Source organism: Wolbachia endosymbiont of Drosophila mauritiana (genome assembly GCF_004795975.1).
Lineage (GTDB): Bacteria > Pseudomonadota > Alphaproteobacteria > Rickettsiales > Anaplasmataceae > Wolbachia.
On record NZ_CP034335.1, the window covers coordinates 479,521 to 502,815 of the forward strand.

The 23,295-nt window shown below is 35.3% G+C and carries 15 protein-coding genes and 2 tRNA genes; 7 read left to right on the forward strand and 10 right to left on the reverse strand.

The features are described from left to right. Window positions 1-3 precede the first annotated feature (3 nt). Both EJB00_RS02510 and rpsD read right to left on the reverse strand, forming a co-directional pair. Window positions 4-90, reverse strand: a tRNA-Leu gene (locus EJB00_RS02510). Window positions 91-100: 10 nt separating this feature from the next. Next, window positions 101-715, reverse strand: a complete 615-nt coding sequence (gene rpsD / locus EJB00_RS02515; RefSeq protein ID WP_006012690.1) for a 30S ribosomal protein S4 — start codon at window positions 713-715, stop codon at window positions 101-103. 113 nt (window positions 716-828) lie between these two features. On the opposite strand from rpsD, the gene tkt reads away from it, so the two are divergent. The 3 genes from tkt (at window position 829) to gatC (ending at window position 4,206) form a co-directional block, all read left to right on the forward strand. After that, window positions 829-2,784 (forward strand): transketolase, encoded by a 1,956-nt coding sequence (gene tkt, locus EJB00_RS02520; RefSeq protein WP_135352851.1) that lies wholly within the window; start codon window positions 829-831, stop codon window positions 2,782-2,784. A 158-nt stretch (window positions 2,785-2,942) separates the two neighbouring features. Continuing rightward, window positions 2,943-3,863 (forward strand): ribose-phosphate diphosphokinase, encoded by a 921-nt coding sequence (locus EJB00_RS02525; protein ID WP_135352852.1) that lies wholly within the window; start codon window positions 2,943-2,945, stop codon window positions 3,861-3,863. Further along, the gene (gatC, locus tag EJB00_RS02530) at window positions 3,853-4,206 is read left to right on the forward strand and encodes an Asp-tRNA(Asn)/Glu-tRNA(Gln) amidotransferase subunit GatC (protein ID WP_015588581.1); all 354 of its coding nucleotides are present in this window, start codon (window positions 3,853-3,855) and stop codon (window positions 4,204-4,206) included. The genes EJB00_RS02525 and gatC overlap by 11 nt, the downstream gene beginning before the upstream one ends. Before the next feature lie 38 nt (window positions 4,207-4,244). On the opposite strand, the gene EJB00_RS02535 is transcribed toward gatC, so the two are convergent. The 6 genes from EJB00_RS02535 to EJB00_RS02565 all read right to left on the reverse strand — a co-directional run bounded on the left by EJB00_RS02535 (window position 4,245) and on the right by EJB00_RS02565 (window position 12,981). Further along, complete coding sequence (locus EJB00_RS02535) at window positions 4,245-5,501, reverse strand: Tol-Pal system protein TolB (protein WP_135352858.1); 1,257 nt, start codon at window positions 5,499-5,501, stop codon at window positions 4,245-4,247. Between the two features lie 458 nt (window positions 5,502-5,959). After that, entirely contained in the window at window positions 5,960-7,594 is a 1,635-nt protein-coding gene (locus EJB00_RS02545; RefSeq protein ID WP_135352853.1) for a ribonuclease J, read from the reverse strand. Between the two features lie 169 nt (window positions 7,595-7,763). Continuing rightward, window positions 7,764-8,882, reverse strand: a complete 1,119-nt coding sequence (gene dnaJ / locus EJB00_RS02550) for a molecular chaperone DnaJ (RefSeq protein WP_135352854.1) — start codon at window positions 8,880-8,882, stop codon at window positions 7,764-7,766. An 82-nt stretch (window positions 8,883-8,964) separates the two neighbouring features. After that, a tRNA-Arg gene (locus EJB00_RS02555) sits at window positions 8,965-9,042 on the reverse strand. Between the two features lie 262 nt (window positions 9,043-9,304). Then, entirely contained in the window at window positions 9,305-9,817 is a 513-nt protein-coding gene (locus EJB00_RS02560) for a hypothetical protein (RefSeq protein ID WP_015588585.1), read from the reverse strand. A 77-nt stretch (window positions 9,818-9,894) separates the two neighbouring features. Then, entirely contained in the window at window positions 9,895-12,981 is a 3,087-nt protein-coding gene (locus EJB00_RS02565; RefSeq protein ID WP_135352855.1) for a phosphoribosylformylglycinamidine synthase subunit PurL, read from the reverse strand. Between the two features lie 108 nt (window positions 12,982-13,089). Between EJB00_RS02565 and EJB00_RS02570 the strand changes: the two genes are divergently transcribed. The 4 genes from EJB00_RS02570 to EJB00_RS02590 all read left to right on the forward strand — a co-directional run bounded on the left by EJB00_RS02570 (window position 13,090) and on the right by EJB00_RS02590 (window position 20,456). After that, window positions 13,090-15,999, forward strand: coding sequence for a PD-(D/E)XK nuclease family protein (locus EJB00_RS02570; RefSeq protein WP_179948598.1), 2,910 nt, complete (start codon window positions 13,090-13,092; stop codon window positions 15,997-15,999). A gap of 214 nt (window positions 16,000-16,213) precedes the next feature. Then, on the forward strand, window positions 16,214-17,626 hold the full coding sequence (locus EJB00_RS02575; RefSeq protein ID WP_015588588.1) for an ankyrin repeat domain-containing protein: 1,413 nt from the start codon (window positions 16,214-16,216) through the stop codon (window positions 17,624-17,626). Between the two features lie 185 nt (window positions 17,627-17,811). Next, window positions 17,812-19,200: a class II fumarate hydratase gene (gene fumC / locus EJB00_RS02580; RefSeq protein WP_135352857.1), complete on the forward strand. Its 1,389-nt coding sequence runs from the start codon at window positions 17,812-17,814 to the stop codon at window positions 19,198-19,200. 290 nt (window positions 19,201-19,490) lie between these two features. Then, window positions 19,491-20,456 (forward strand): IS110 family RNA-guided transposase, encoded by a 966-nt coding sequence (locus EJB00_RS02590; protein WP_135352759.1) that lies wholly within the window; start codon window positions 19,491-19,493, stop codon window positions 20,454-20,456. Here the strand turns inward: EJB00_RS02590 and EJB00_RS02595 are convergent. Further along, window positions 20,397-21,890: a hypothetical protein gene (locus tag EJB00_RS02595; protein ID WP_135352758.1), complete on the reverse strand. Its 1,494-nt coding sequence runs from the start codon at window positions 21,888-21,890 to the stop codon at window positions 20,397-20,399. The two genes, EJB00_RS02590 and EJB00_RS02595, sit on opposite strands and share 60 nt — an antisense overlap. Before the next feature lie 292 nt (window positions 21,891-22,182). Continuing rightward, window positions 22,183-23,265, reverse strand: a complete 1,083-nt coding sequence (locus EJB00_RS02600) for a hypothetical protein (protein WP_015588444.1) — start codon at window positions 23,263-23,265, stop codon at window positions 22,183-22,185. Between the last annotated feature and the right edge of the window lie 30 nt (window positions 23,266-23,295).

Genomic DNA, 23,295 nt, shown 5'->3' on the forward strand with positions numbered 1-23,295 from the left:
AACTGGTGCCCATGGGGAGACTTGAACTCCCAAGGTCGCAAAACCCACGGATTTTAAGTCCGCTGCGTCTACCGATTCCGCCACACGGGCCTTATGTTGTTTATCTAGAGTAAAATTCTACTACTAAATTGACTTCCATGTCTGCTGAATATGGGACTTCGGAATATTGAGGTGCTCTCAAATACTTCACTGAAAGTGCTTTGCTATCTGCCTCTAAATAATCTGGAGCCTTACGTTCTTGTTTTTGTTCAGCCTCTATTAATATAGGAATTTTTGCTGCTCTTTCCCTTATTTTTACTATATCACCAGGCTTCACTCTATAACTTGATATGTTAACCACCTTATCATTAACTGTAACATGTTTATGAGATATAAGCTGTTTTGCCGAGTAAATTGTTGGCACAAAACCAGAGTGATATAAAACAGAACTTAACCTTGATTCCAAGGCACCAATAAAATTATCAGCCGTATAACCTTTTCTTTTGTAAGCATCTAAAAATGTACGTCTAAGCTGTTTGCTTGAAATTGCATAGTAGAACTTAAATTTTTTATGTGCAGCAAACTGCTTACCAAAGTCAGATAATTTCTTAAATCCAAGAATACCATGCTGACCTGGAGGGTATTTTCTTTTATTGACCGAATCTTTTGCTCTACCCCATAAGTTTACACCAAGCCTGCGACTGATTCTATACTTTCTATTGATAACAGTTGTCATACAAAAATTCTCACAATCTAACTATAAATTATTAATGATTTTAACATTAAGTGTCAACTTGTTTTTGCCACTATGATGTAGTATACTTCACTTTTAAGTTTTCCTATTAATACATGAATCATCTACTACTAAAATCCATGGCAAATGCTGTCCGCTTTTTATCAATTGATGCGGTACAAAAAGCAAATTCTGGACATCCAGGTATGCCACTTGGCATGGCAGATGTTGCCACTGTATTATTTGCTAAATATCTAAACCATAACCCTGATGATTCTCAATGGATCAGTAGAGATCGTTTCGTCCTATCAAATGGTCACGGTTCGATGCTGCAATACTCTATATTATATCTGACAGGCTACATTGGTATAGATGAACTAAAAAACTTCAGGCAACTTACATCAAAAACTCCAGGTCACCCAGAATTTGGCTTAACTTCTGGTATAGAAGCAACAACAGGCCCGCTTGGTCAGGGATTTGCCACTGCTGTTGGCATGGCACTTGCTGAATCGATTCTTGCAAAGCAGTTTGAAATCAGTCACTACACTTATGTAATGCTAGGAGATGGCTGTCTTATGGAAGGTATAAGCCATGAAGCAGCGTCCCTTGCTGGGCATCTTAAATTAAATAAGCTGATAGCACTTTTTGACGACAATGACATCTCTATAGACGGCTCTACTAGCCTCTCTTGCTCTGATGATGTAGAAAAGCGTTTTTCAGCGTATGGATGGAATGTTGACAAAATCGATGGGCATGACTTTGATGCTATATCCCTTGCAATAGAGCAGGCGCAAAAGTCTGATAAACCTACACTAATCTGTTGCAAAACTATTATCGGAAAATTTTCGAGCCGTGCTGGCACATCTTCTGCTCATAGTGGTGCCTTTACAGAGGAAGATGTAAAACAGATGAGAGAAAAATTGAATTGGGACTATGAGCCATTTCATGTACCAGAAGATGTGAGAAACGCTTGGATAGAAACAGTTAAGAGGGCAAAGCAAAACTATACATCCTTGATCAATGAAGAACTACAAAGAAGACTTGAGAAACGTTTGCCAGACAATATCGAAAATGACTTAGCTAACCTGAAGAAACAAATATGTGAGCTAATGCCAAAAGAAGCTACTCGATCTTCTTTTGGCAGAGTAATGGAACTATTAACGAAGTCTATGCCAGAATTAATTGGTGGTTCTGCTGATCTTACCGGTTCAAATTGTACTAAATATAAGTACATGCAGGCAATAGATAGTAATAATTATGATGGTTCTTATGTCCACTATGGAGTGAGAGAGCACGCTATGGCAGCTTGTATGAATGGTATGGCTCTTCATGGTGGAATTATTCCTTATGGTGGAACTTTTTTAGTATTTTCCGATTACTGCCGACCTGCTATACGTCTTTCAGCTTTGATGAAACAACAGGTTATATATGTAATGACTCATGACTCAATTGGAGTAGGAGAGGATGGTCCAACTCACCAGCCAATAGAGCATTTAGCTTCTCTGAGAGCTATACCAAATCTGTATGTTTTTAGGCCAGCAGATGCAATTGAAACTTTGGAGTGCATTAGCATTGCACTTGAAAAAAAAGAGTCACCTGCACTATTTGCGCTTTCAAGGCAAAATATTAATTACATGCACTCTTATACTGACCAATTGGCCAACCTATCAAAATTTGGTGCATATATACTATGCGAATATTCAGGGAAGCTAGAAGTGACGATATTTGCTACCGGATCTGAAGTTGAAATTGCAGTTGAGGCAAGAGAAAAATTACAGGAAAAAGGTGTAGGAACAAGGGTCATTTCTATGCCGTGTTGGAGGCTTTTTGACGAGCAAAGTGATGAATATAAAGGGGTAATATTAAATAATGACAGTATTAAAGTTGCAATTGAAGCGGGAAGTGAAGTGGGTTGGCATAAATATATAGGCTCAAACGGTATATTTATTGGCATGAAAAATTTTGGAGAATCAGCACCTTATAAAACACTTTATGAGCATTTTAATATCAGTGCAGATCATGTAGTAAAATGTGTTTGTGAACAACGCTTTTTGTCATTCCGCTGCGCATAAAATTACTTAATGAACTCAGCCAGTGCCGTTATTATGATAAGAAACATCGGTGAAATGTTTCGAGTAACTTTTCCGTTTCTATGATCCACTTGGCGGCAAGAATAAAGTTTTAATCATTCTATGGTTTCTGTATAATTTTCAAAACTTAATTGATATATATGAAGGTAATAATAGGTAGCACTAGTAAACAATTAGGAGATTCAATAGCAAGTGGGCTAAATGCTCAGCTATTACCTACTCAGGTATCAAGATTTGCCGATGGTGAGGTAAATGTAGAAGTAGCAAATAATCTACATAATCAAGAAGTATACGTAGTACAATCTCTTTCTTCCCCTGTAAATGATAACCTTATGGAGCTTTTGCTTACAATTGATGCAGCAAAGAGGTCAGGAGCCAAGAGAATAACGGCTATTATTCCTTATTACGGATACAGTAGGCAGGATAGGGTTATTAAAAACAATAATATGCAATCTGCTTTAAGTGCTAAATTAGTTGCAAATCTTATTCAAACTGCAGGTGCAAATAGCGTTGCTGCTATTGATTTGCATTCAAGTCAAATTGAAGGTTTTTTTGATATACCAGTTACTAATTTGAGCTGTTTTGAAGTATTTGTTGACTCTATATACAAGGAGGATTTGGCAATAGTTGCGCCTGATGTTGGAGCAATTGGCAGAGCTCGTGCTTTTGCAAAGATTTTAGAGGAAAAATACAAGTTAGATAATGATATTGTTGTAGTAGATAAATATAGAGAAAAAGCAGGTAAATCTCAGGTAATGAATGTAATCGGAGAAGTTGCAAACAAAAATTGCGTCATTGTTGATGATATAGTTGACTCTGGTGGAACATTATGTAATTCAGCTCTTGCTTTAAAAAACCGAGGAGCAAAGTCTGTAGTTTCATGCATTACACATGGAATACTTTCAGGAAATGCAGTTGAGAAAATCTCTTCCTCTTCTCTGGATAAATTAGTAATTACGGACACCGTATTTCACAAATTTGAAAAAAATGATAAGATAGAGGTTGTTTCAATTGCAAATATTTTAATTTGCTTCATGCAAGGAGGTAAAAGTGCCAGCTAGATCAACAGAAGATGTTATCACTTCGTTAATAGAATTTGCAAATAAGAGAAAAATAACAATTACTAAAGAAGAAATGCTTAAAACTGCACAGCTTGTGAGGATTAAGTTATCCGATGATGAGATTCAATATTACTCAAAAGAACTGACAATGCTGGATTGGATACATGATACTTTGTTGAAAGTTAATACTGAAGGTGTTTCTCCTATGCATTATGGAACTATAGATAAAGATATTCATGTACGAGATGATGTTGTAAATTCTCAAAACATTAAAGAAGAGATATTATCCAATACAAAATCGGAGCATGGGTATTTCGTAGTACCTAAGGTTATAAACGATTAAGATAAAGCAAGATTTATACCGATTTTATAGATCTACTTTCAAAAATAAGACCAATCTGGTAAAGAAGCATTCGTTGGAGTAAAAACCATTTTTTGATTTTTCTTTACTAAATCTACTAAATATAATTTAGAGTTGCTTGGTGATTCTGCGTTAGTAAAGATAATTTCTCTGCCATTTGGTAGCCATGCCGGAGATTCAATTTTATGCCCCTCTGAAAGCAAGCGCTCTTCTTTGCCATCTGGCTTCATAACTCCTATGTAAAATTTTCCTGACTGAATTTTTGTAAAAGCTATCAGATCTCCTTTTGGCGACCAAACAGGTGTAGCATATCTTCCATTTCCAAAACTAATTCTCTTGGGTTTTTTGCTTTTTTTAGTGAAATCTATGATATATATTTGCTGACTTCCACTTATATCAGAACTAAAAACCATGTACTTTTGATCTGGAGACAAAGAGGGAGAAGTACTTATAGCTGAACCTTTAGTAATTTTTTTTGTTCGTTTGCTGCTTAAGTCTAGAGATAATATATTTGTTTCACCACTCAATGAGTGGGAAATAAAAAGAGATTTACCATCAGGAGAAAATCTTGGTGCAGAAATAACTCCTTCAAATGCGCTGATTATTGATTCAGTGTTATCTTTTAAATTTTTTAATATTATATAACTTTTACCATTTGTGTATGAGATATAAACAATACCCTTTCCATTTGGTGAAAATCTTGGTGTTGACACAAATTTCTCACCATTTGTTAAGTACTTTATATTACTTCCATCTTGATTCATCACAGCAATTTTACGGACGGATTTGTAATTGCTATCTTTTTCTTCAGCGATATATGTAATTTTTGTATTGAAATGCCCTTTCTCACCAATCAATCTATCATGTATCACATCTGAAACAAGATGACTAATTTTCCTCCAGTCTTTTGCTAGAAAAACAACCGACTGAGTAAGCAATTCTCTGTTTGTAAAGCTGTCAGATAAACGAAAAGATAGCTCTAAATTTCTGTTTGATACTTCACTTAAACTTACTGTGACTACAGTATCGCTTTTCCAAGACTCAACTTTCGTGTTACGTTTCACATTAAATAAGCCACAATTAGATAGATTTATTTCAATTACTTTTGTGATGCTTTCACTTAGCTCACTTTCCACTTCTGTCTTGCATGCACATTTAGATACAACAAGATCAATATTACCAATATTGCTTTTTTTTATATCAACATATAAAACAGCTTTTGTGGAATAAGGAATAAATAACGAAATAAATAACACCAGTTGAACGAATAGCTTCATTAGATTTCTTGCATTACCTCCTGTCATCTCAGCAAATAGCTTACTTTTGAAGTTAAACTGCATGACAGTAGAGTAAATCAATTTCTGCAGTACTTGACACTGGAATCCAGAAATTTGACTGCAAGTAAGTGCACTGAGGTGGCAAGCATAAAAGTAGTTGTTTTATGCTAAAACAAACGTCTTTGACAAGGTTGCATGAAAAACTGGATCCCAGTGCTCTGACACTGGGATGACATTTTCCTGATGGAGATTGCTCTAAAACTACAATGTTCATACAATTGTATGCATGGGCATTGGGACGACACCCTTCTGGTAGATTCAAATCACAATGTTTGTATAGTTGTGTGATCTGACACTGATTTTTTTTTACGGATTCCAGTATTGCATGCTGAAATAACATCAAAGAATACATTGTTAACTTCTTACTCAAATAATGGTTAATAAAAAGAGGTGTATTTCTATACCTGTTCTATCTGGACTTCAATTATAGGTCTTTTTAGTAAATATTCTTTTAAGATACTAAATATTGAGCTCTCAATTTTATTTCTTATTTTTTTTATCGGCTGTGAGTCAAATGCTGACTCAACCTTCTTTATGATCTTTTGCATAATGGCTGCATCTTTTTGCGCTTCGAAAACACCAGGTGCAAATACTTTTGGCTTAGCAAGCAGTTTATTTTTCTTATTTACAACTGCTGTCACTACGATAGCTCCGGCATCTCTCATTCTCTCACGCATTTTTATAACGCTGCATTCTGGATGACGGAGTAACATACCATCAATACCAAAGTAGTCGACATCAATGGAGCTAACTTTTTCCCCATTTTCCAAATTAACAATATCACCTGGTGCAATCATTATTGCTTTTTTCACACCGCACTCTTTAGCAAACTTTACATGTGCATCCGTATGAAGATACTCACCATGAACCGGAATAGACATCTTAGGTTTTATCAAAGAATACATTTCCTTTAGCTCTGCTTTTACTGGATGTCCGGAAGCATGAACATTTTCTGTTTTTTCAGTAATAACTTCCACTCCCATCTCAATAAAGGCATTGAGCATGTTATGTGCACGAGTTTCATTGCCAGGAATGATTTTTGATGAAAAGATCATGGTATCACCTTGCTGCATTTTAAATGCTTGATGACTCTTAGCGGCAAGTCTTGCGGTAGCTGCCAGTGGCTCACCTTGACAACCTGTGCAAAGTAGCACCAGTTCTTCCCTTGGAAAATTTACTGCTTCCTTTGCTTCAAGAAACTCAGGAGAATCAGTTAAATAACCACTATCCTGCGCAACTTTCACTATTCTCCATAAAGATCTGCCAAGTAAAACCACTTTTCTATTTAGTGCTTTTGCAGCTTGGCTTATTGTTTCAATTCGCGCCACATTCGAGGCAAATAGCGAGACAGCAACCAATTTTTTAGACCGCTTTATTATATTGTAAATATTATCATAAATTTCACTTTCTGACTCAGGATGATGCTTGCTTAATATATTGGTTGAATCGCAAATTGCTGCAAGCAGGTTACCTTTATCGCCAATTTCTTTTAGACGCTCCATATTAGAAGTTAATCCAACAACAGGTTTTGGATCGAATTTCCAGTCTCCGGTATGGAGTGCACTACCCATTTCAGTGCTAATTAATATTGAATTTGCTTCAGGAATTGAATGAGTTACATTTATAAACTCGACGGTAAAAGGACCCAAATTTATGCTGCCATTTATGTCTACCTCTTTCACAGGCACTATACCTTCCAATCGAAATTCTTTTAGTTTCTCTTTAAGAAAATTAACCGTAAACTTTGTTGTATATATGGAGCACTGCAACTCTTCCCACAAGTGTGGCACTGCACCGCAGTGGTCCTCATGTGCATGTGTAATTATTATTCCAAGTAAATCTTTTTTTCTTTGAGCAATAAAATCTATATCAGCAATGAGCAACTCAACACCTGGCATAGTTTCATCTGCAAAACCAACACCAAGGTCGATCATAATCCACTTACCTTGGTAATGATATAGGCTAACATTCATCCCGATTCTTCCTACTCCCCCAAGCGGAAGAAATAAAAACTCATTTTTGTTTATATTCATTAAATTTAAATTATTAAAACCTGAGGATAGCAAAACTTCGACCTTAAATAAAGGAATTTATCACTTTTGCATAACTTAAAAAAATCTTTTCACTAAAAGAGAAGGCTTTCAAATTGGTAAAAAGAATTAAGTGTAGACAGCTACCTCTTTATATCATTTAGCAAATTTCTCATTTTTTTTTTACTTTTTCAAAGAATCCTTCAGATTTCTGCTCTACACTTTCATGTTCCTCTTCCTCAAGCGCTTTTAATAGCTCAATCTGCTTTTGGGTTAAATTCTTTGGATTTAAAGTCTCAACTATTACCTGTACGTATAAATCACCACGAGCATGTGAGTTCATATATGGCATACCCTTTTCCCTACAACGTAGTTTGGTACCAGTTTGAGTGCCTTCAGGGATCTTTACTTTTATTTTAGCTCCATCAATTGATTGAATATCGATTTCACCACCAAGCACTGCTAGTGTCATTCTTATAGGCACTTTACAGTGTAAATCTGCTCTATTGCGAGTGAAGATCTGATGAGTAGCTATTTTCACACATACGTATAAATCTCCGCTTTTTCCACCTCTTGCTCCAGCTTCTCCTTTACCACTGACTCTTACCTTAGCTCCTTCTTCTATGCCTTTTGGAATTGAAACGGAGATATTTACTTCATCTCTTTTACGCCCACTTCCACCGCATTTCTTACATTTATTTTGTATTATTTCTCCTTCCCCATAGCATGTAGTACACGTTCTTTCAATGGTAAAAAAGCCCTGTTGAGTTCTAATTCTACCGCTTCCCTGGCATGTGTTGCACTGAACTGGTTTGATTGCTCCTTCGCTACCTGTGCCTTGGCATATATTACATTTTATATTTGTCACATAATGTATAGGTGCTTGTATTCCTTTAAATGCATCTTCTAAGGTAATTTTAAGGTCGTAGCGCAGATCTGCTCCAGATACTCCTGTTGTACTTCTTTTTGTTCTTGACCTACTTGTACTGCCGCCGAATCCTCCACCAAAAAAATCGTTAAATATATCGCTAAAATCCCCTCCAGCTTGGCTGAAATCAAATCCACCGGAAGCACCATCGTGACCATAACGATCATAACCTGCTCTTTTTTCAGAGTCAGATAGAACTTCATATGCAGCTGTTACTTCTTTAAATTTTTCCTCTGCTTCCTTATTACCAGGATTTCTGTCAGGATGATATTTTAATGCTAGTTTTTTATATGCTTTTTTTATCTCTTCAGTACTAGCATTTCTGCTCACTTCTAGCAGATCATAGTAGTCTTTTTTGTTCATATATAATAGCTCAGTATTTTACCTTTAAAGATAGGTATTACATATATGAATTTCAAGTATGACCTCTATTTCCTATAAAATATGGTGCACCCTGAGCGACTTGAACGCCCGACCTTTTGATCCGTAGTCAAATGCTCTAATCCAACTGAGCTAAGGGTGCTTGCACAAAGTTGACTTTAACAGATTTTATAGCTTATTTCAATTGATTTAGCTAAAAATAAAACTCTTATCATGTATGAAACCTGTAAGAAATTGTACTAGCTCTCTTAAAGGATAACTTAAGTTAACAGTTTCCAATTATTTTGATTTTAGAACCGCTATCCAAATAAGAGCTTTTCACATTATACTGCCAAGCTGCTAACAAATAGCGGAATGACGGTTATAGTTAAATCTAAACTATTTTGGCTATATCAGAAGATGGGTTATGCAGAAACCTTAAAATACTTCTTGCTTGCTAAGGAGAATAAATACATTCCTACAAACAAGCAGATACTCAATATTGATGCATAGGAAAACTTGAAAATTAAATCTTTAATATATCTTGATAAGCATTTACCTGCAGAAATTTTGTATAGTAGTCCAACACAAACAATCGTACTATCAATGACTGATGCTATAATTAAAGTGATGAAATTTGCCATATGAAAATTCAATTTGGACTTTAATTTTTTTAAAATAACTATGCTTGAGAGAAGAGAGACTAGAATTGCAGTATATGAAACCAATATTACCAAACTAAAATTTTGCAATTTAAAAAGACAGCATATCACTGTACACACTATTAAGCTGTAAGTAGCTTTGCTTCTACCATGAAACTCAACCATTGAGTTTACAACTAAAGTAGCTCCCACAAATAAGGTAGCACATATCATTAATTTATTTGAAGTGTTAAGTAAAGAAAGACTGATAAGCAAGAGTATTGATAAAATGGACATAATCACCTACCCAAATTTAATAACATGCATTTATTTTAATCAGACATTACACATAATGAAAAATTTGTCTAGCGTAATCAAAAGTTATTTAAACTAGCACCTAAGTCTTTCAAATCTATTCTTATAATATCCTTTATATTGAGAGCTTTCTCCTCTGTCACTTTTCCAATACATGAAAAAACTATACCTTTAAACAATTCTTCAAACTTCCGCTGATTTTGCGGGGCAATGGTTACTAATATTCTACTTTGCGATTCAGAAAACATTATTATCTTGTTTATTATGTCTGTATTTTGTGTTTTTCCTATTGGTACTAGTGAAAGATCAATTTCAGCACCAAGGTCTCCTGCAATTAGCGATTTTGCCAGAGCAATAATTAAGCCGCCTAAGTTTGGTGCAATTGCAGAGACAATTATACCATCTTTTATTGCCTGGTTGTAACGTTCATACAACTTCCTAGCGCTCTTTGCATCAACTTTTGGCACGTTGTTATTATCTATTCCACTATATAACTGATATTCAGATTTACCAAGCTCATCGTGGGTTGTACCAAGCACATATATCAAGTCCCCTGGCATTTTCACATCAAGCGATACCGCATTTTCAATATTGTCTATAACTCCAATTGCTGAAATGAGTAATGAAGGTGGCGCAGATATCGTCACTTCTTTGCCATTTTCATCATACCCTTTGAAGTCGTTAAACATACTATCTTTTCCGGATATGAATGGCGTTTTAAATGCAGTTGCAAAGTCGTAACAAGCCTCTGCAGCTCTCTTTAGTTGCCACAACCTTTTTGGATTATAAGCATCACACCAGCAAAAATTGTCGAGCAACGCTAGATGATTTATATTTCCTCCTGCAGCTACGTAGTTGCGTATTGCAGTGTCAATTGCACATGCTGCCATGTGATAAGTGTCAATTTCTCCATAACTTGAGCCAAATCCCTGCGATTTTACAACACCTTTGTTTGAAGAAAGGACTGGCCTCGAGACAATAGCTTCACTGCACACTCTTCCCTTGCCTTGCAGTGGTTTCAGTATTGACGATCCTTGAACCTCATGGTCATATTGCACCACTATAAACTCTTTGCTGCGTATGTTTGGTCTGCTTAGCATTTCTTTTAGTGCAAAGGTGTCATTCCAGTGCTTGACACTGGAATCTATCTCAAGCTCAACTCTGCCATCGCACGTATTTTGACATAAAGTTTTAGATTTATTTGCAGACAAAGCCTGCTGGATTCCAGTGTCAAGCACTGGGATGACAGGAGAGAATTCTGGAATGATAGCGTATGGGTTAGATTTTCCAGACCATGGCTTTGTTTGTAAATGCACTTTGGGATTACCGTCATGCAGAAATTCAGTTTCGATGTCCATTATTACTGCCCCTGGGGGACATTTAACAACGGCTTTGCCACTTTTGTTGAATTTTCCAATTACACAGACCTCCACATCATGTGTTTTCATGATTTGCTTAAACGCAGGAAGATTTTCTTCTGGCACTGCTAAGGTCATTCTCTCTTGTGATTCTGATATCCATATTTCCCACGGAGCCATACCCTCGTTTTTAAGGAGAACCTTGCTCAAATCAACTTCAAATCCGTCTTTTCCCATTTCACCAATGGACGATGATAGACCGCCTGCTCCATTATCCGTTATTGCATTATAAAGACCAAGATCTCTTGCTTCTACGACGGCGTTGGATAATTTTTTTTGTGTTATAGGGTCACCAATTTGCACAATTGTTGAAGGGCTATTTCCCGACAATGCCTCTGAAGAAAAAGTTGCACCGTGAATTCCGTCCCTTCCAACTCTTCCACCAATAATTACGATTTTATCACCGTTTTTGGGTTCTTTTATGTGTGAAGGTGCATTATTTATATTCCGTGGAATAATTCCGATGCTTCCAACAAAAACTAATGGCTTTCCACAGAATCTATCGTCAAAGTATACTGATCCAAGTTGCGTTGGAATACCGGAGCAATTACCAGCAACATTAACACCGTGAATCACTTCTTTCATTATATATTTTGGTGGTAAGATTTTATCAGTACGCTCTTTATCTCTATAAAGTTTGCCTTTTGATTCTTTGGCAAAGCAAAAGTAATAAGTATTCATGATAGGTTCTGCACCTTTGCCAAAACCGACTATATCTCGGTTAACTCCAAGCACTCCAGTCATTGCTCCACCGAACGGATCGAGAGCTGAAGGACTATTGTGAGTTTCAACTTTATCTACAATCAAGTAATCGTCATCAAAAATTATTCCTCCTGCGTTGTCGGAGAAAACTGACACGCATATGTTAGAATTTATCTCACGCGTTGCACGCTTAATATAATGAGCATATAGACCGTCTTTTATTTCATCAATAGGGGAGCAAAAAATATTGTGTTTACAATGTTCAGACCAAGTCTGTGCCAGAGACTCAAGTTCAATATCATATGGATTTCTACCGAGTTTTTTAAAGTAATCCTTTATAGCTTTCATTGCTGCCAGCGAGAGTCCTAAAGTGCCATTACCATCGATTCCATCTCTGCTGATTTTTTCAAGCTCTTGGTCACTTACATTGAGTTTGACAGATTTTGCTCCATTATTACCTGGTGTCATCCCAGTGCTTGACACTGGGATCCATTCTTTTTTTTCCTGGTCACGCGCTGTAATGACACCAGGTGGGGTATTTGGTTTACTGTAATACTTCCAATGGCAATTGCCGTTTTCTTTATAGACAAGTGTGCAATATTCAGTAATAGGATTGAATTCCTGTTTTATGTCATCTTCGGTTGGAAAACCTCCTTGACTTAGAATCAATTTTGAACTTCTTGCCTTGATAGAAACACTTTCATCAATGTGGCCTTTGCTCATTAGATATTCTCTAACAATTTGTTTTGCCGTGTTGCCTACATTGTCGGTCATGCCAGGTAAAAAGCTTATCTCCAAGCCCCACTTTGCTTGTGATTCTATGAAGTTATATTGAACTTCTTCAAGGTTTTCATTGTAGGAATAATAACGGCAGTCTTGTATGACTTTATTATAAAATAGCCCACAAATTTCTTCATGTAATTTTGATGGTAATTCTTTGCTTATGTAAATCAAGTAAACATTAACTACCCTTCTGCGGCCAACTTGTTCACATTTATTAAAAACTTCTATTCTGATGTTTGCCATGTAATATTGTGAAAGACTTTAATATATCATAGCATAAGAAACTACGAGCACATTTATATTTTAAATAATTTCTATACAATAAAAGTGTTGTATTAATTGTTACTGTTAGTGGGAAGAGTTTTTACTGTTAATGTGAATGAGTCCCTTTTTGATGTGTTGGTTCAGCACATATTTTCTGAATATGAAAGAGAAAAAATTCCCGAGATAAAGATCATACTTCCCTGCAAGAGGGATGTGATAGCATTGCTGAGTGCATTCAAGAATTACAGAACTATAATTTTGCCAGAGATAGTTTCACTAGAAAACATTGATGAAGAAGATTTAATATTAAATCTTGATAGAGTTAAAGTTATTAACCCGACAAAGAGAACGCTGCTACTCATTCAATTTATATTGGAGTGGAATAAAAAACACAATGATAGTTTTCCAATCGATCTAGTTTACAATTTGCCGTCATTACTTCAATATACCCAAATAGCGGATTGTTATCAGCTTGATGAGCATTCGAAGAAAATAGAGAATTTCATAAACTTACTTATCAAAACTTGGAGTAACACTTTAAAAAACTTAGGATTAGTAGATATACTAAAGCATAAGAGTGACTACATAAACAATATGATAGCCTCCCTGCAGAAAGATCAGCATATGATCTTTATTGGAATTGGGAAGGAGGAGATTTATAAATTGTTGATTAAAGCTGTATACGACCTGCCATTTGGAAAGATAATTTTACCTAATCTGAATTTGAAAATTAAAGAGAAAGATTGGCAATCACTTGATAAAAAACATTATCAATATTGCCTAAAAGATCTGCTCGATTATTTAAAAGTGAATAGAAGGGATGTTAGTTTTCTGCCAGAAGCGTGTTCTCCAGTGCCCAGACACTCGGATCCAGAAAACTTAACTTTAAATGAGTGCACCAGGTGGCTGTACAATAGAAACTGGATTCCAGTGTCAAGCACTGGAATGACATCATCTACTACTCAAATTACCTGCAAATTACAATGTTCGTACACTAAAAATCAGAGGTCTGGGATGACAGGCAGTCCTGAACTAGATTATGTCTTTGATACAACTGCCGATCTAAGTAAAGTTAGTAATGGATATATTGGCAATATTGAAGTCATCACTTGTGATTCCAGAGAGGAAGAAGCACAGGTGACATCACTAATTATAGAGAATGAAGGTTATGAAAACGTTTCTTTGTTTGTTTTTGATAAATTACTTGCAGTTCGTATGGTGTGCCCCATATCGGAAAACTATTCTTATGTGACGCTTCTGCTTTATAGTATTGAGATTTTGAACTCAAAATGGAACGGTGTGGCATTGCTTTCTCTTCTTAAACATAGGCTAGTGACTTTTGGTTACGCTCAAGAAGAGTACACTCGTATTTTATCTGAGTTTGAGATAGAAGTATTGCGTAGCTTTGATATAAATGGTCTTAAGGATATTATCAACGCTATTAGTACTTGTAAAAAGCTAAGATATAAAGAAGATATATTAATTATTATCAGTAGATTAGAAACTATATTTAATCTTTTACTTAATCTTATAAATTATCCTATTTCTGATATAGCAGCAGCTCATTTACAGTGTGTTAATGTGCTTTCTAATGTGAATTTTCTAGAGCTAAATGGTGAAATAGGTAATTTTACTCGTGATTTCTTAAATGCATGTGACGGTATAGCAATTGAGTGTTCCTTAGAGTTATATAGTCAAATCCTGATATTATTTTTAAAAAGGAAGTTTTTTTCTCCAGAAAATAACTTTGATAAATTTAGCTTATATCAAAATAAAGTTTTAATACTTGCTGGATTTAATGATATACCAAATTTTCAGAATCCGTTTTTGAGTGCACTGAATAGAGAAAAATTTAACCTTCCTTCTGTGCAAGAAGAGCAAGGGTACTTTTTGTATACTTTGCGCAATTTATTTGGTGCCGGCAAAGTTTATATTACGAGGCTAGTGAGTGATAGAAAATCAATTCTATTGCGCCGTTTGGAAGTTCTGTTACAAGAACCAAAATATCCTTATCGCAATTGGCTAAGAATATTAAATACACCTGAGTGCATTGTTCCATGTACTCAGCCTATGCCAAAACCTAAAACTGAAGTGAGGCAAGCAAAAATGCAAGTGATATCTTGCAGTGCAATAGAAAAGCTAATTCGTAATCCTTATTCGTTTTACGTTGAATATATACTGGGCCTTAAACAATTAAGAGACTTGAATTTTAAGCCATCGATATTGGAATTTGGCACTATGGTACATAACATTCTTGCAAGATATTTACGCAACAAAAAGTTACCAATGAGTATTGCACGAGAAGTGTTCTCAACTAGTCAGTTTAATTTTTCAAATATGTGGTGGGTAAGGTTGCAGAGGATAATTCAATCTTTTGTTGAGTTTGATAGGACTAGAAACAATCAAGTTGAGTTGGAGAAGAGCTTTTCCTATCCGATATTTCATATTCCAGCGCGTGACACACAACTGCGCGGATGCTGTACAATTTCCACTAAGAATAAGGGTGTCATCCCAGTGCTTGACTACTTGGATCCAGAAAATTTGATTGCAAATGAACACACCAGACAATTGTGTAATAAGAGCTGGTCAGATACTCGAATGACAGAAGAAATTTTATTGACAGCAAGATGTGATAGAGTTGAGTATCTACCAGGTGGGCAAGTAGCAATTATAGACTATAAACTTGGTTCACCACCTTCCAATGAGGAAGTTATGTCAGGATTTTTCCCGCAATTAATTTTACAAGCTTTAGCCGTGGAATACACAACAAAAAAAGAAGTCTCGGAGCTTGCTTATTGGAAACTTGATTATGATAAAATAAAGGTTATTGCTTTGAAAGATTATAGACAAAAAATGCATGAATTTCGGAATATTCTACCAGATTTCTTATCTAATTATTTAAGAGATACTACTCCCTTCATTGCCTCTCCTTATTTTGATAAATTCCTGAGATTTAACAGCTACAAACAACTAGAAAGGATAGGGGAGTGGTTATAAATTATATCTCCTCTCATCCAGATCAAAATAGCTGGTTGTACAGCTGGTTTACTAAGTGCAGTAGGAGAATTACTAAATTGTGATATAGATTCATCTTTGCTAGATTCAAACAACCATAAAAAAACACTAAAAAGTGATTCAATCAATTTTAGCCATTAAAACTTGAATAGTGGCTAAAATAGCTTTAAACTGTATATTTATTTAGGAGGGGTATATGCTATCACAAAAACAGCTAAATGCGCAGCTAATTGATGCTGCTGAAGAAGGTGAGCTAGGTTTTGTTCAGCAAGCCATACAGGATGGAGCAATGATTAATACAATAGATGATGATTATGGGAGAACTGCTTTAATATGGGCTTCCAGAAATGGTCAATTAGAGATAGTACAATACTTGATAGAAGAGGGAGCAAATATTAATGCAGAATCTCCGGGAAACATAACTGCTCTAATTCATGCTGCTAACCATGGTCATCTTGAGGTAGTACAACTTCTAATAGCAAATGGAGCTAATCTTAATGTGAAACGTAAGGGTCAATTACCTGCTCTAACATATGCTACTGTAAATGGCCATACGGAGATAGCAAAGCTTCTAACTAGATATCATTTAATAGCTAATCTTGATATGTCAATACCTCGCTTGCCTTTTCCTATTTGTATACCAGAGGTATCATCTTATTGGTATGATTGTAAGGATGAGCTCAATAAAATGAAGGAAGAAGATAGTGAATTATATAATTTTCTTGTAAGTAAGAGAATTAATGAACAGGTAAGAATTTGGACAGAGAGTGAGACAATACAAAATATTTCACAAGATAGATTAAATATAGAATACTCAATCTGTGCTAAAGATTTAACAGGTAAAATAGAATTAGTGATATTTTTTCTTAACAACAGGGAAATAATCAATTCTTTATCGCGGTATTATAAGGTAAGAATTCAAACAATTGATCAGGTAAAAAGGCTATTTGATCGTTTCACAAGAGAACATGTAGAGCTTGAAGTAGAAATTGTTCCAGCACAATTAAACTTTAATACTCAAGAGTTACAACCCCCTAAACTAAAAACATTATCATTTGCACAAATGATTAACAATCATGCAGGATTATTTTCAGCTGCCGAAAATGGTCAATTAGAAACAGTAAGATACCTGATAGAAAAACAGAAAGAAGATATTAATTCAACAGATCACTATGGAAGAACTGCTCTAATGTGGGCTGCTGGAAGTGGCTATTTAGAGGTAGTAAAGTACCTGATAGAAACAGCAAAAGCAAATGTTAATGTGAAAGATGGCTATGAAAACACTGCTCTGAATTATGCTACTAGAAACAGGCATTTAGATGTAAAAGAATATCTGAAAAGTCATATACAAAAAGAGCTACGGAAGAAATACGTCTGCATTGGTGTGAGTGGTACAATAGGTTATGTTGCAGGTATGACAATATCATGTTCTGCGGGAGCAGCGATTGCAATTTGTGCAGCATCAGCTACCATTAGTCTAGCGTTAGGTGCAATTTTTGGTTATACAATTGTAGAAGTAAAAAAAGAGAAAGCAAACACAGGTATAGTTTCTGCACTTAAAGATGTTTTCACTATTCAAGCTCTAAGTAGAATACCTTATAGAGAGTGAAAGTAGGTTTATTGCTTAAGGTTGCATGATTGCCTTGATAACAATAAAAAAATAATAGAAGCAAAAGATATGGCTTGAAAGTTTTCTAAGGTCTTCACTAAAAATGTCTCAGCTTGACACTGAAATACAATTTGATTTAATTAATTCATATATGTAGGTAACGTCAAGCACTAGAAGGAGGAAATATGGATAAAAAAATTAGGATAGAATCAGATAGCTTAGGAGAAGTAAAAGTACCAAGTGAACGTTACTGGGGAGCTCAGACTCAGCGTTCTTTGGAAAATTTCAAAATTGGTACAGAGAAAATGCCAGAGCCCCTGATTAAAGCGCTAGCAATAGTAAAACTTGCAGCAGCACGTGTTAACATGAAACAGGGTAGCATAGATAATAAAGTAGGGGATGCAATCTGCACAGCGGCACAGGAGGTAATAGACGGTAAATTTAATAATCAATTTCCGCTTGTTGTTTGGCAAACCGGTTCTGGAACGCAGACCAATATGAATGTGAATGAAGTGATCAGCAATCGTGCAATAGAAATTTTGGGCGGTGATTTAGGTAGTAAGTCTCCAGTGCATCCAAATGATCATATAAACTGTGGTCAGTCATCAAATGACACTTTTCCAACAGCAATGCATATAGCAGTAGCAGAACAAATAGACCGCTTGCTTATTCCCAATCTTGAAGAATTATATAAAGCGCTAAATAATAAGGTTCATGAATTTAAAGATATAATAAAAGTAGGGCGTACTCATCTGCAAGATGCAACTCCTCTAACACTTGGGCAGGAATTTTCTGGCTATGCAGTTCAGATTAAAAAGGGAATAGAGAGAGTAAAGTCAACTCTAAGCAATGTATATGAACTTGCACAAGGTGGCACCGCGGTTGGCACGGGAATCAATACTAAAAAGGATTTTGCTGAAGATTTTGCTAAAGAAGTGGCAAAAATCACTAATTTTCCATTTATTTCAGCAAAAAATAAGTTTGAAGCACTAGCAGCAAATGATGCTTTAGTTGAGCTCAGTGGAGCACTCAATACAGTAGCAGTAAGCTTGATGAAAATTGCAAATGATATAAGGCTACTTGGTTCTGGTCCAAGATGCGGAATTGGAGAAATAATGTTACCAGAAAATGAGCCTGGCTCTTCAATCATGCCGGGTAAGGTGAATCCAACTCAATGCGAAGCAGTGACTATGGTATGTGCTCAAGTTATGGGAAATCATGTTGCCGTGACAATTGGTGGCTCAAATGGTCACTTTGAATTGAACGTGTTTAAGCCGGTGATAATTTACAATGTTTTGCAGTCTATAAGACTTTTAGCTGATGCAAGTTTAAATTTTGCAGAGAAATGTGTAGTTGATATTAAAGCAAACGAAGAAAGAATAAAGGATTTACTAAATCAGTCGTTAATGCTAGTTACTATATTAAATACGCATATAGGATATGACAATGCAGCAAAAATAGCGAAGCTTGCTTATAAAGAAAATATCACTCTAAAAGAAGCAGCAGCAAAACTTCAACTGCTCACTGAGGAGGAGTTTGAAAGGATAGTGAAACCAGAGGAGATGGTAGGTTAAACTACCACCTTTTTTTGTCCCTAGTTAATTGTGGTAATATGTATGGAACTTTGCTGGTTGCTCTACATATACCTTATATGTTAAAAACAAGTCTTTATAAATGTCACGAAATGGCGGTATAAAGACACGCAGAGAGGAGGAACCGTACATACTCTTGGTCATAAGGACCGTTTTGCAGCAAGGTTCTCCTCTCTGGTTTATTATACTGAAAGTTCCGAACAACTGGTTGAGCTTTTAGGCTCGTATATAAGGGTGGAAAATGCAGTATACACATTATTTATGGAGGGATTATGAATTTATCAAATATTATTACTGGCATTGATATTAGCAAAAATAAACTAGATATCCATATTCATCCACTTGGACATCATAAAGTATTTGAAAATAACGTTCAAGCTATTGATCAAATAATCGACTTTTTGCGTTTACATAACGTAACCAAAGTTGGACTTGAAGCAACTGGTGGGTACGAAAAATTATGTGCTTATACTTTATTAAGCCATGGTTTTGAAGTATATGTCATTCAACCAAGATGGGTGAGAGATTATGCAAAAAGCCTTGGTATTGCTACTAAAACTGATAAAATAGACTGTAGCATCATCTCACGTTATGTTAGTAATACAGACATGCGTGTCACTCCTTTAAAAGTTAGTAGTATTGACTGTTTGAAGCAAAAATTATCTCGCAGGAATCAACTAGTAGAAATAGCAAAAATACAAAAAACCCAAGCTCATCAAGTAACCGATTTATCTATAATCAAACAAATGGAAGAGCTACTTGCAGTTTTACAAAATCAAATTCAAGTCTTAGAAGATGAGGTAATGGAATTAGTCGATAAAAATCAAGAGCTTAAAAAAAAGTATATGTCAATAACTAGTATACCTGGTATAGGTGCAATAACAGCTATTACTTTTATTTGTTATCTACCCGAGCTTGGAACTCTCCAACATAAAGAAATATCCAGCCTTTCCGGAGTTGCACCTTTTAATCGAGATAGTGGTTTTAGTAAGGGAAAAAGGTGTATTCAGGGTGGTAGATCACAAATTAGAAAGGTTTTACATATGTGCATTCTTAGTGCGCAAAGGTACAATTCTTATATAAAAATCTTCTTTGATAGGCTATACAATCAATATAAAAAACCATATAAAGTTGCTTCTACTGCTGCAATGAGAAAATTACTTATCCTTGCTAACTCTTTAGTAAGAGACGGTAGACTGTTTACTGAGGAGTATAGCCCTAAAACTGTTTCTATATAGTAATAGCATAGCTGTGAATAAGTACGCCCACACAAATTTTAAGTACTTATTCACAGCTACATCAATTTTTCTATTGACTTTTAACACAACTGCTTCTAAATCACTTGGAGCGTGGTCATTGTGATTAAAGCCATATCTCTTAACCATCTCATCTAGCGTAACAGAGCTTAGAGAGAAACTGAACTCTGGCAATGGATTCACATTTGAGGATTGCAGACTAGTTAATGGCTCTCCGACATTTATTTGAGAGTATAGGAAAGTTAGCTCACCTTCCAGGCTAGTATGTTCTTCTGGTACTGCACTATCATTAACTATTGAATCTTCTGGTACTATATTGCAGAATTGATTATGGAATTCAGCAAAACCCTCAAATGGAGGTACTGATATGCACTGGCGCTTTGCTGGTGGCTCCACTGTAGATATTTCGTCTATTCCATTATCAAACTCACGTTCAGCAACTATTTGTTCTAATGTAGCAAAACTTGGAAGAAAATTTTCTAAACTTGGCTCTGAAAATTCATTCAGATCATCTCTCTTTCTTTTGTGTACTAACGGTTCATTTTCATAAGAAAAGTCTGATCTACTATCAAATGTATGTTCAACAACTGTTTCCTCGAATGCAGGAGTTATAGGAGATAAATTTAACTCTGGCAAATCATCCACAATTGAGGATTGCAGACTAGTTACTCCATTTATCAAAGAGTTATAATACTCTGGGGATAATTGCTCACCTTCTAGGCTATCTGATATATTCTCATTCGACGTTAAACTACTACTAACTGTTGAATTTTCTGTTACAGTATTGCGGAATTGATTATCGAATTCAGCAAAACCCGGAAATGGAATTACTGTTTGGCTACATGATTGATCCTCTTTGTCAGAAGAAAATTCTAGTCTAGTATCAAATGTATGTTCAACAACTGTTTCCTCGAACGCAGGAGATATAGGAGAGAAATTTGCTGCTGGCAAATCATCTCTGTTTTGTACTAACGGTTCATTGGAGTTTTCAGTACTTAAGTTGCTTGAACTCTCTTTATTGCTTAAGTAAAAATTCTTTAGGATAAGCTCAGCTTTGACAGTTGATTTTGTCTCTAAATTTACTTTATAATCTTCCTTTTGCTGAGTGTTCAGTTGATTAAATAGGGTTTTAAATAAAGTATATTTGGGATGAATACAATCGAGTGTATTGAAAGCAAACTCTTTATCCTTTTGGAGTAACTCCTTAAAGATAGAAGGTGCTTCTTGATTGTCTAGTGCATTTAGTATGCCGGACATAGCTTTAGAGCTTTTAGGTTTTGCTTTAACATGCCTTATATATTCATTTTTATGGTTAGTGCTAAGATTATTGAATATCTTTTTAAATTTATTTACTTGTCTATAAGAAGCTAACTTGTCTAAATTTTTCACCACTTCGTCGCTTATACTACCATGCATTTCTTTACCACCATCAAAGTTAATATATTAATATTACATGAACTTTAATGATAAAATCAATATAAAATATTTAAAAATTAATTATTTTTATTATAAAAACAGTAATTCTATTAATTGTTTTCCTGATTTGTGTCTGTTTTGCTTTCTATAGCTAACCCAAATTAGGTTTACCGGAACAAATTTTATAAATAATTTAAGTTAGTGCGTGAAGCTGGAATCCAGATTTTTAGCTATGATCAAGCCATAGGATGACAAATTGGATCCCCAGACTATGCAAGAAATCTAAGGCGAATTATCTTCCGCGACCTGTGTTTGTTTTTTCTACTTCAGGAGTATTGACAGGCGTTACCGATGGATCATCAAGCTTTGTTGCTTGCTTTAAACCTTCACTTATACTTTGATCTTGACTTAAAATTTTGTCGAAGTTTTTACTTTGTTGATTACCATTCATCACGCTAATTTCTAAGCCAGGGCCTTTATAATTGAAAGACTCGTCGGGTTGGACATTATGTTCCTTACCATCAATATTTAAGTTAATCACATTAGTAACATTCGGAAAAGTTGTATCTTGCTCAGAACTATTGTATGTAATCTTAATATTGAGAGCTTTATCTTGATAATTAAATGCTTTTCCTGGTTCTAAATTGAACTCTTTTCCATTTATATTTATGAAAGAGCTTTGACTCATACTATGTTGCTGAATTCCGTTATTTGATATACTTTTTTGAGCAGCTTCTTTTGTATCACGAGCATTTTCCACATTCTTTTCATCCCCACCAAAAAGTTTTTCTAATATTTTTTTCAAAAAGCGCCCCAATAGACTAAGCAAGCCTTCTTCTTTCTGATTTTCTTGCGGTTGTGGTGTATCATCTTGCTTAAGCTCTTTACTACTCTTTGAGTTTTGCACTCCCATGCCTTTCTGCTTAGAAATCTGATTAATTTCCCGTAATGGTTTATCATTGTTATCTGGTTGCTTAAGCTCTTCACTACTCTTTGTAGTCATTGAAGCTTGAACTCCTATGTCTTTTTGTTTAGAAATTTGCTTAGTTTCCTGCAATGATTTATCATTGCTGTCTGGTCTACTACTTTTATTTATACCAAATTCCTTTCTTAATTCTTGTGTTGACCTTGTGAGTTTACGTATTTCCTCATTTTCTTGCCTTTGTCGTCTTTGAAGCTCTTTATTTAATTCAGCAACATTTTTCATTCTGCCCTCAAGCTCATTATCTTTTATAGCCTTAAGAGCTTTCGTTCCTTTTGCTATACGATCAACCTTCTCTTCCAGTGAACTACCTTCTGGAAAAGCACCTGGAGAACGTTTAAAAACGTCTTTGAATTTCTTTTCAACACTTGGTGTGTCTTTAAACTGTGACATACCTACTACCTGAAAGCATATAATATACCC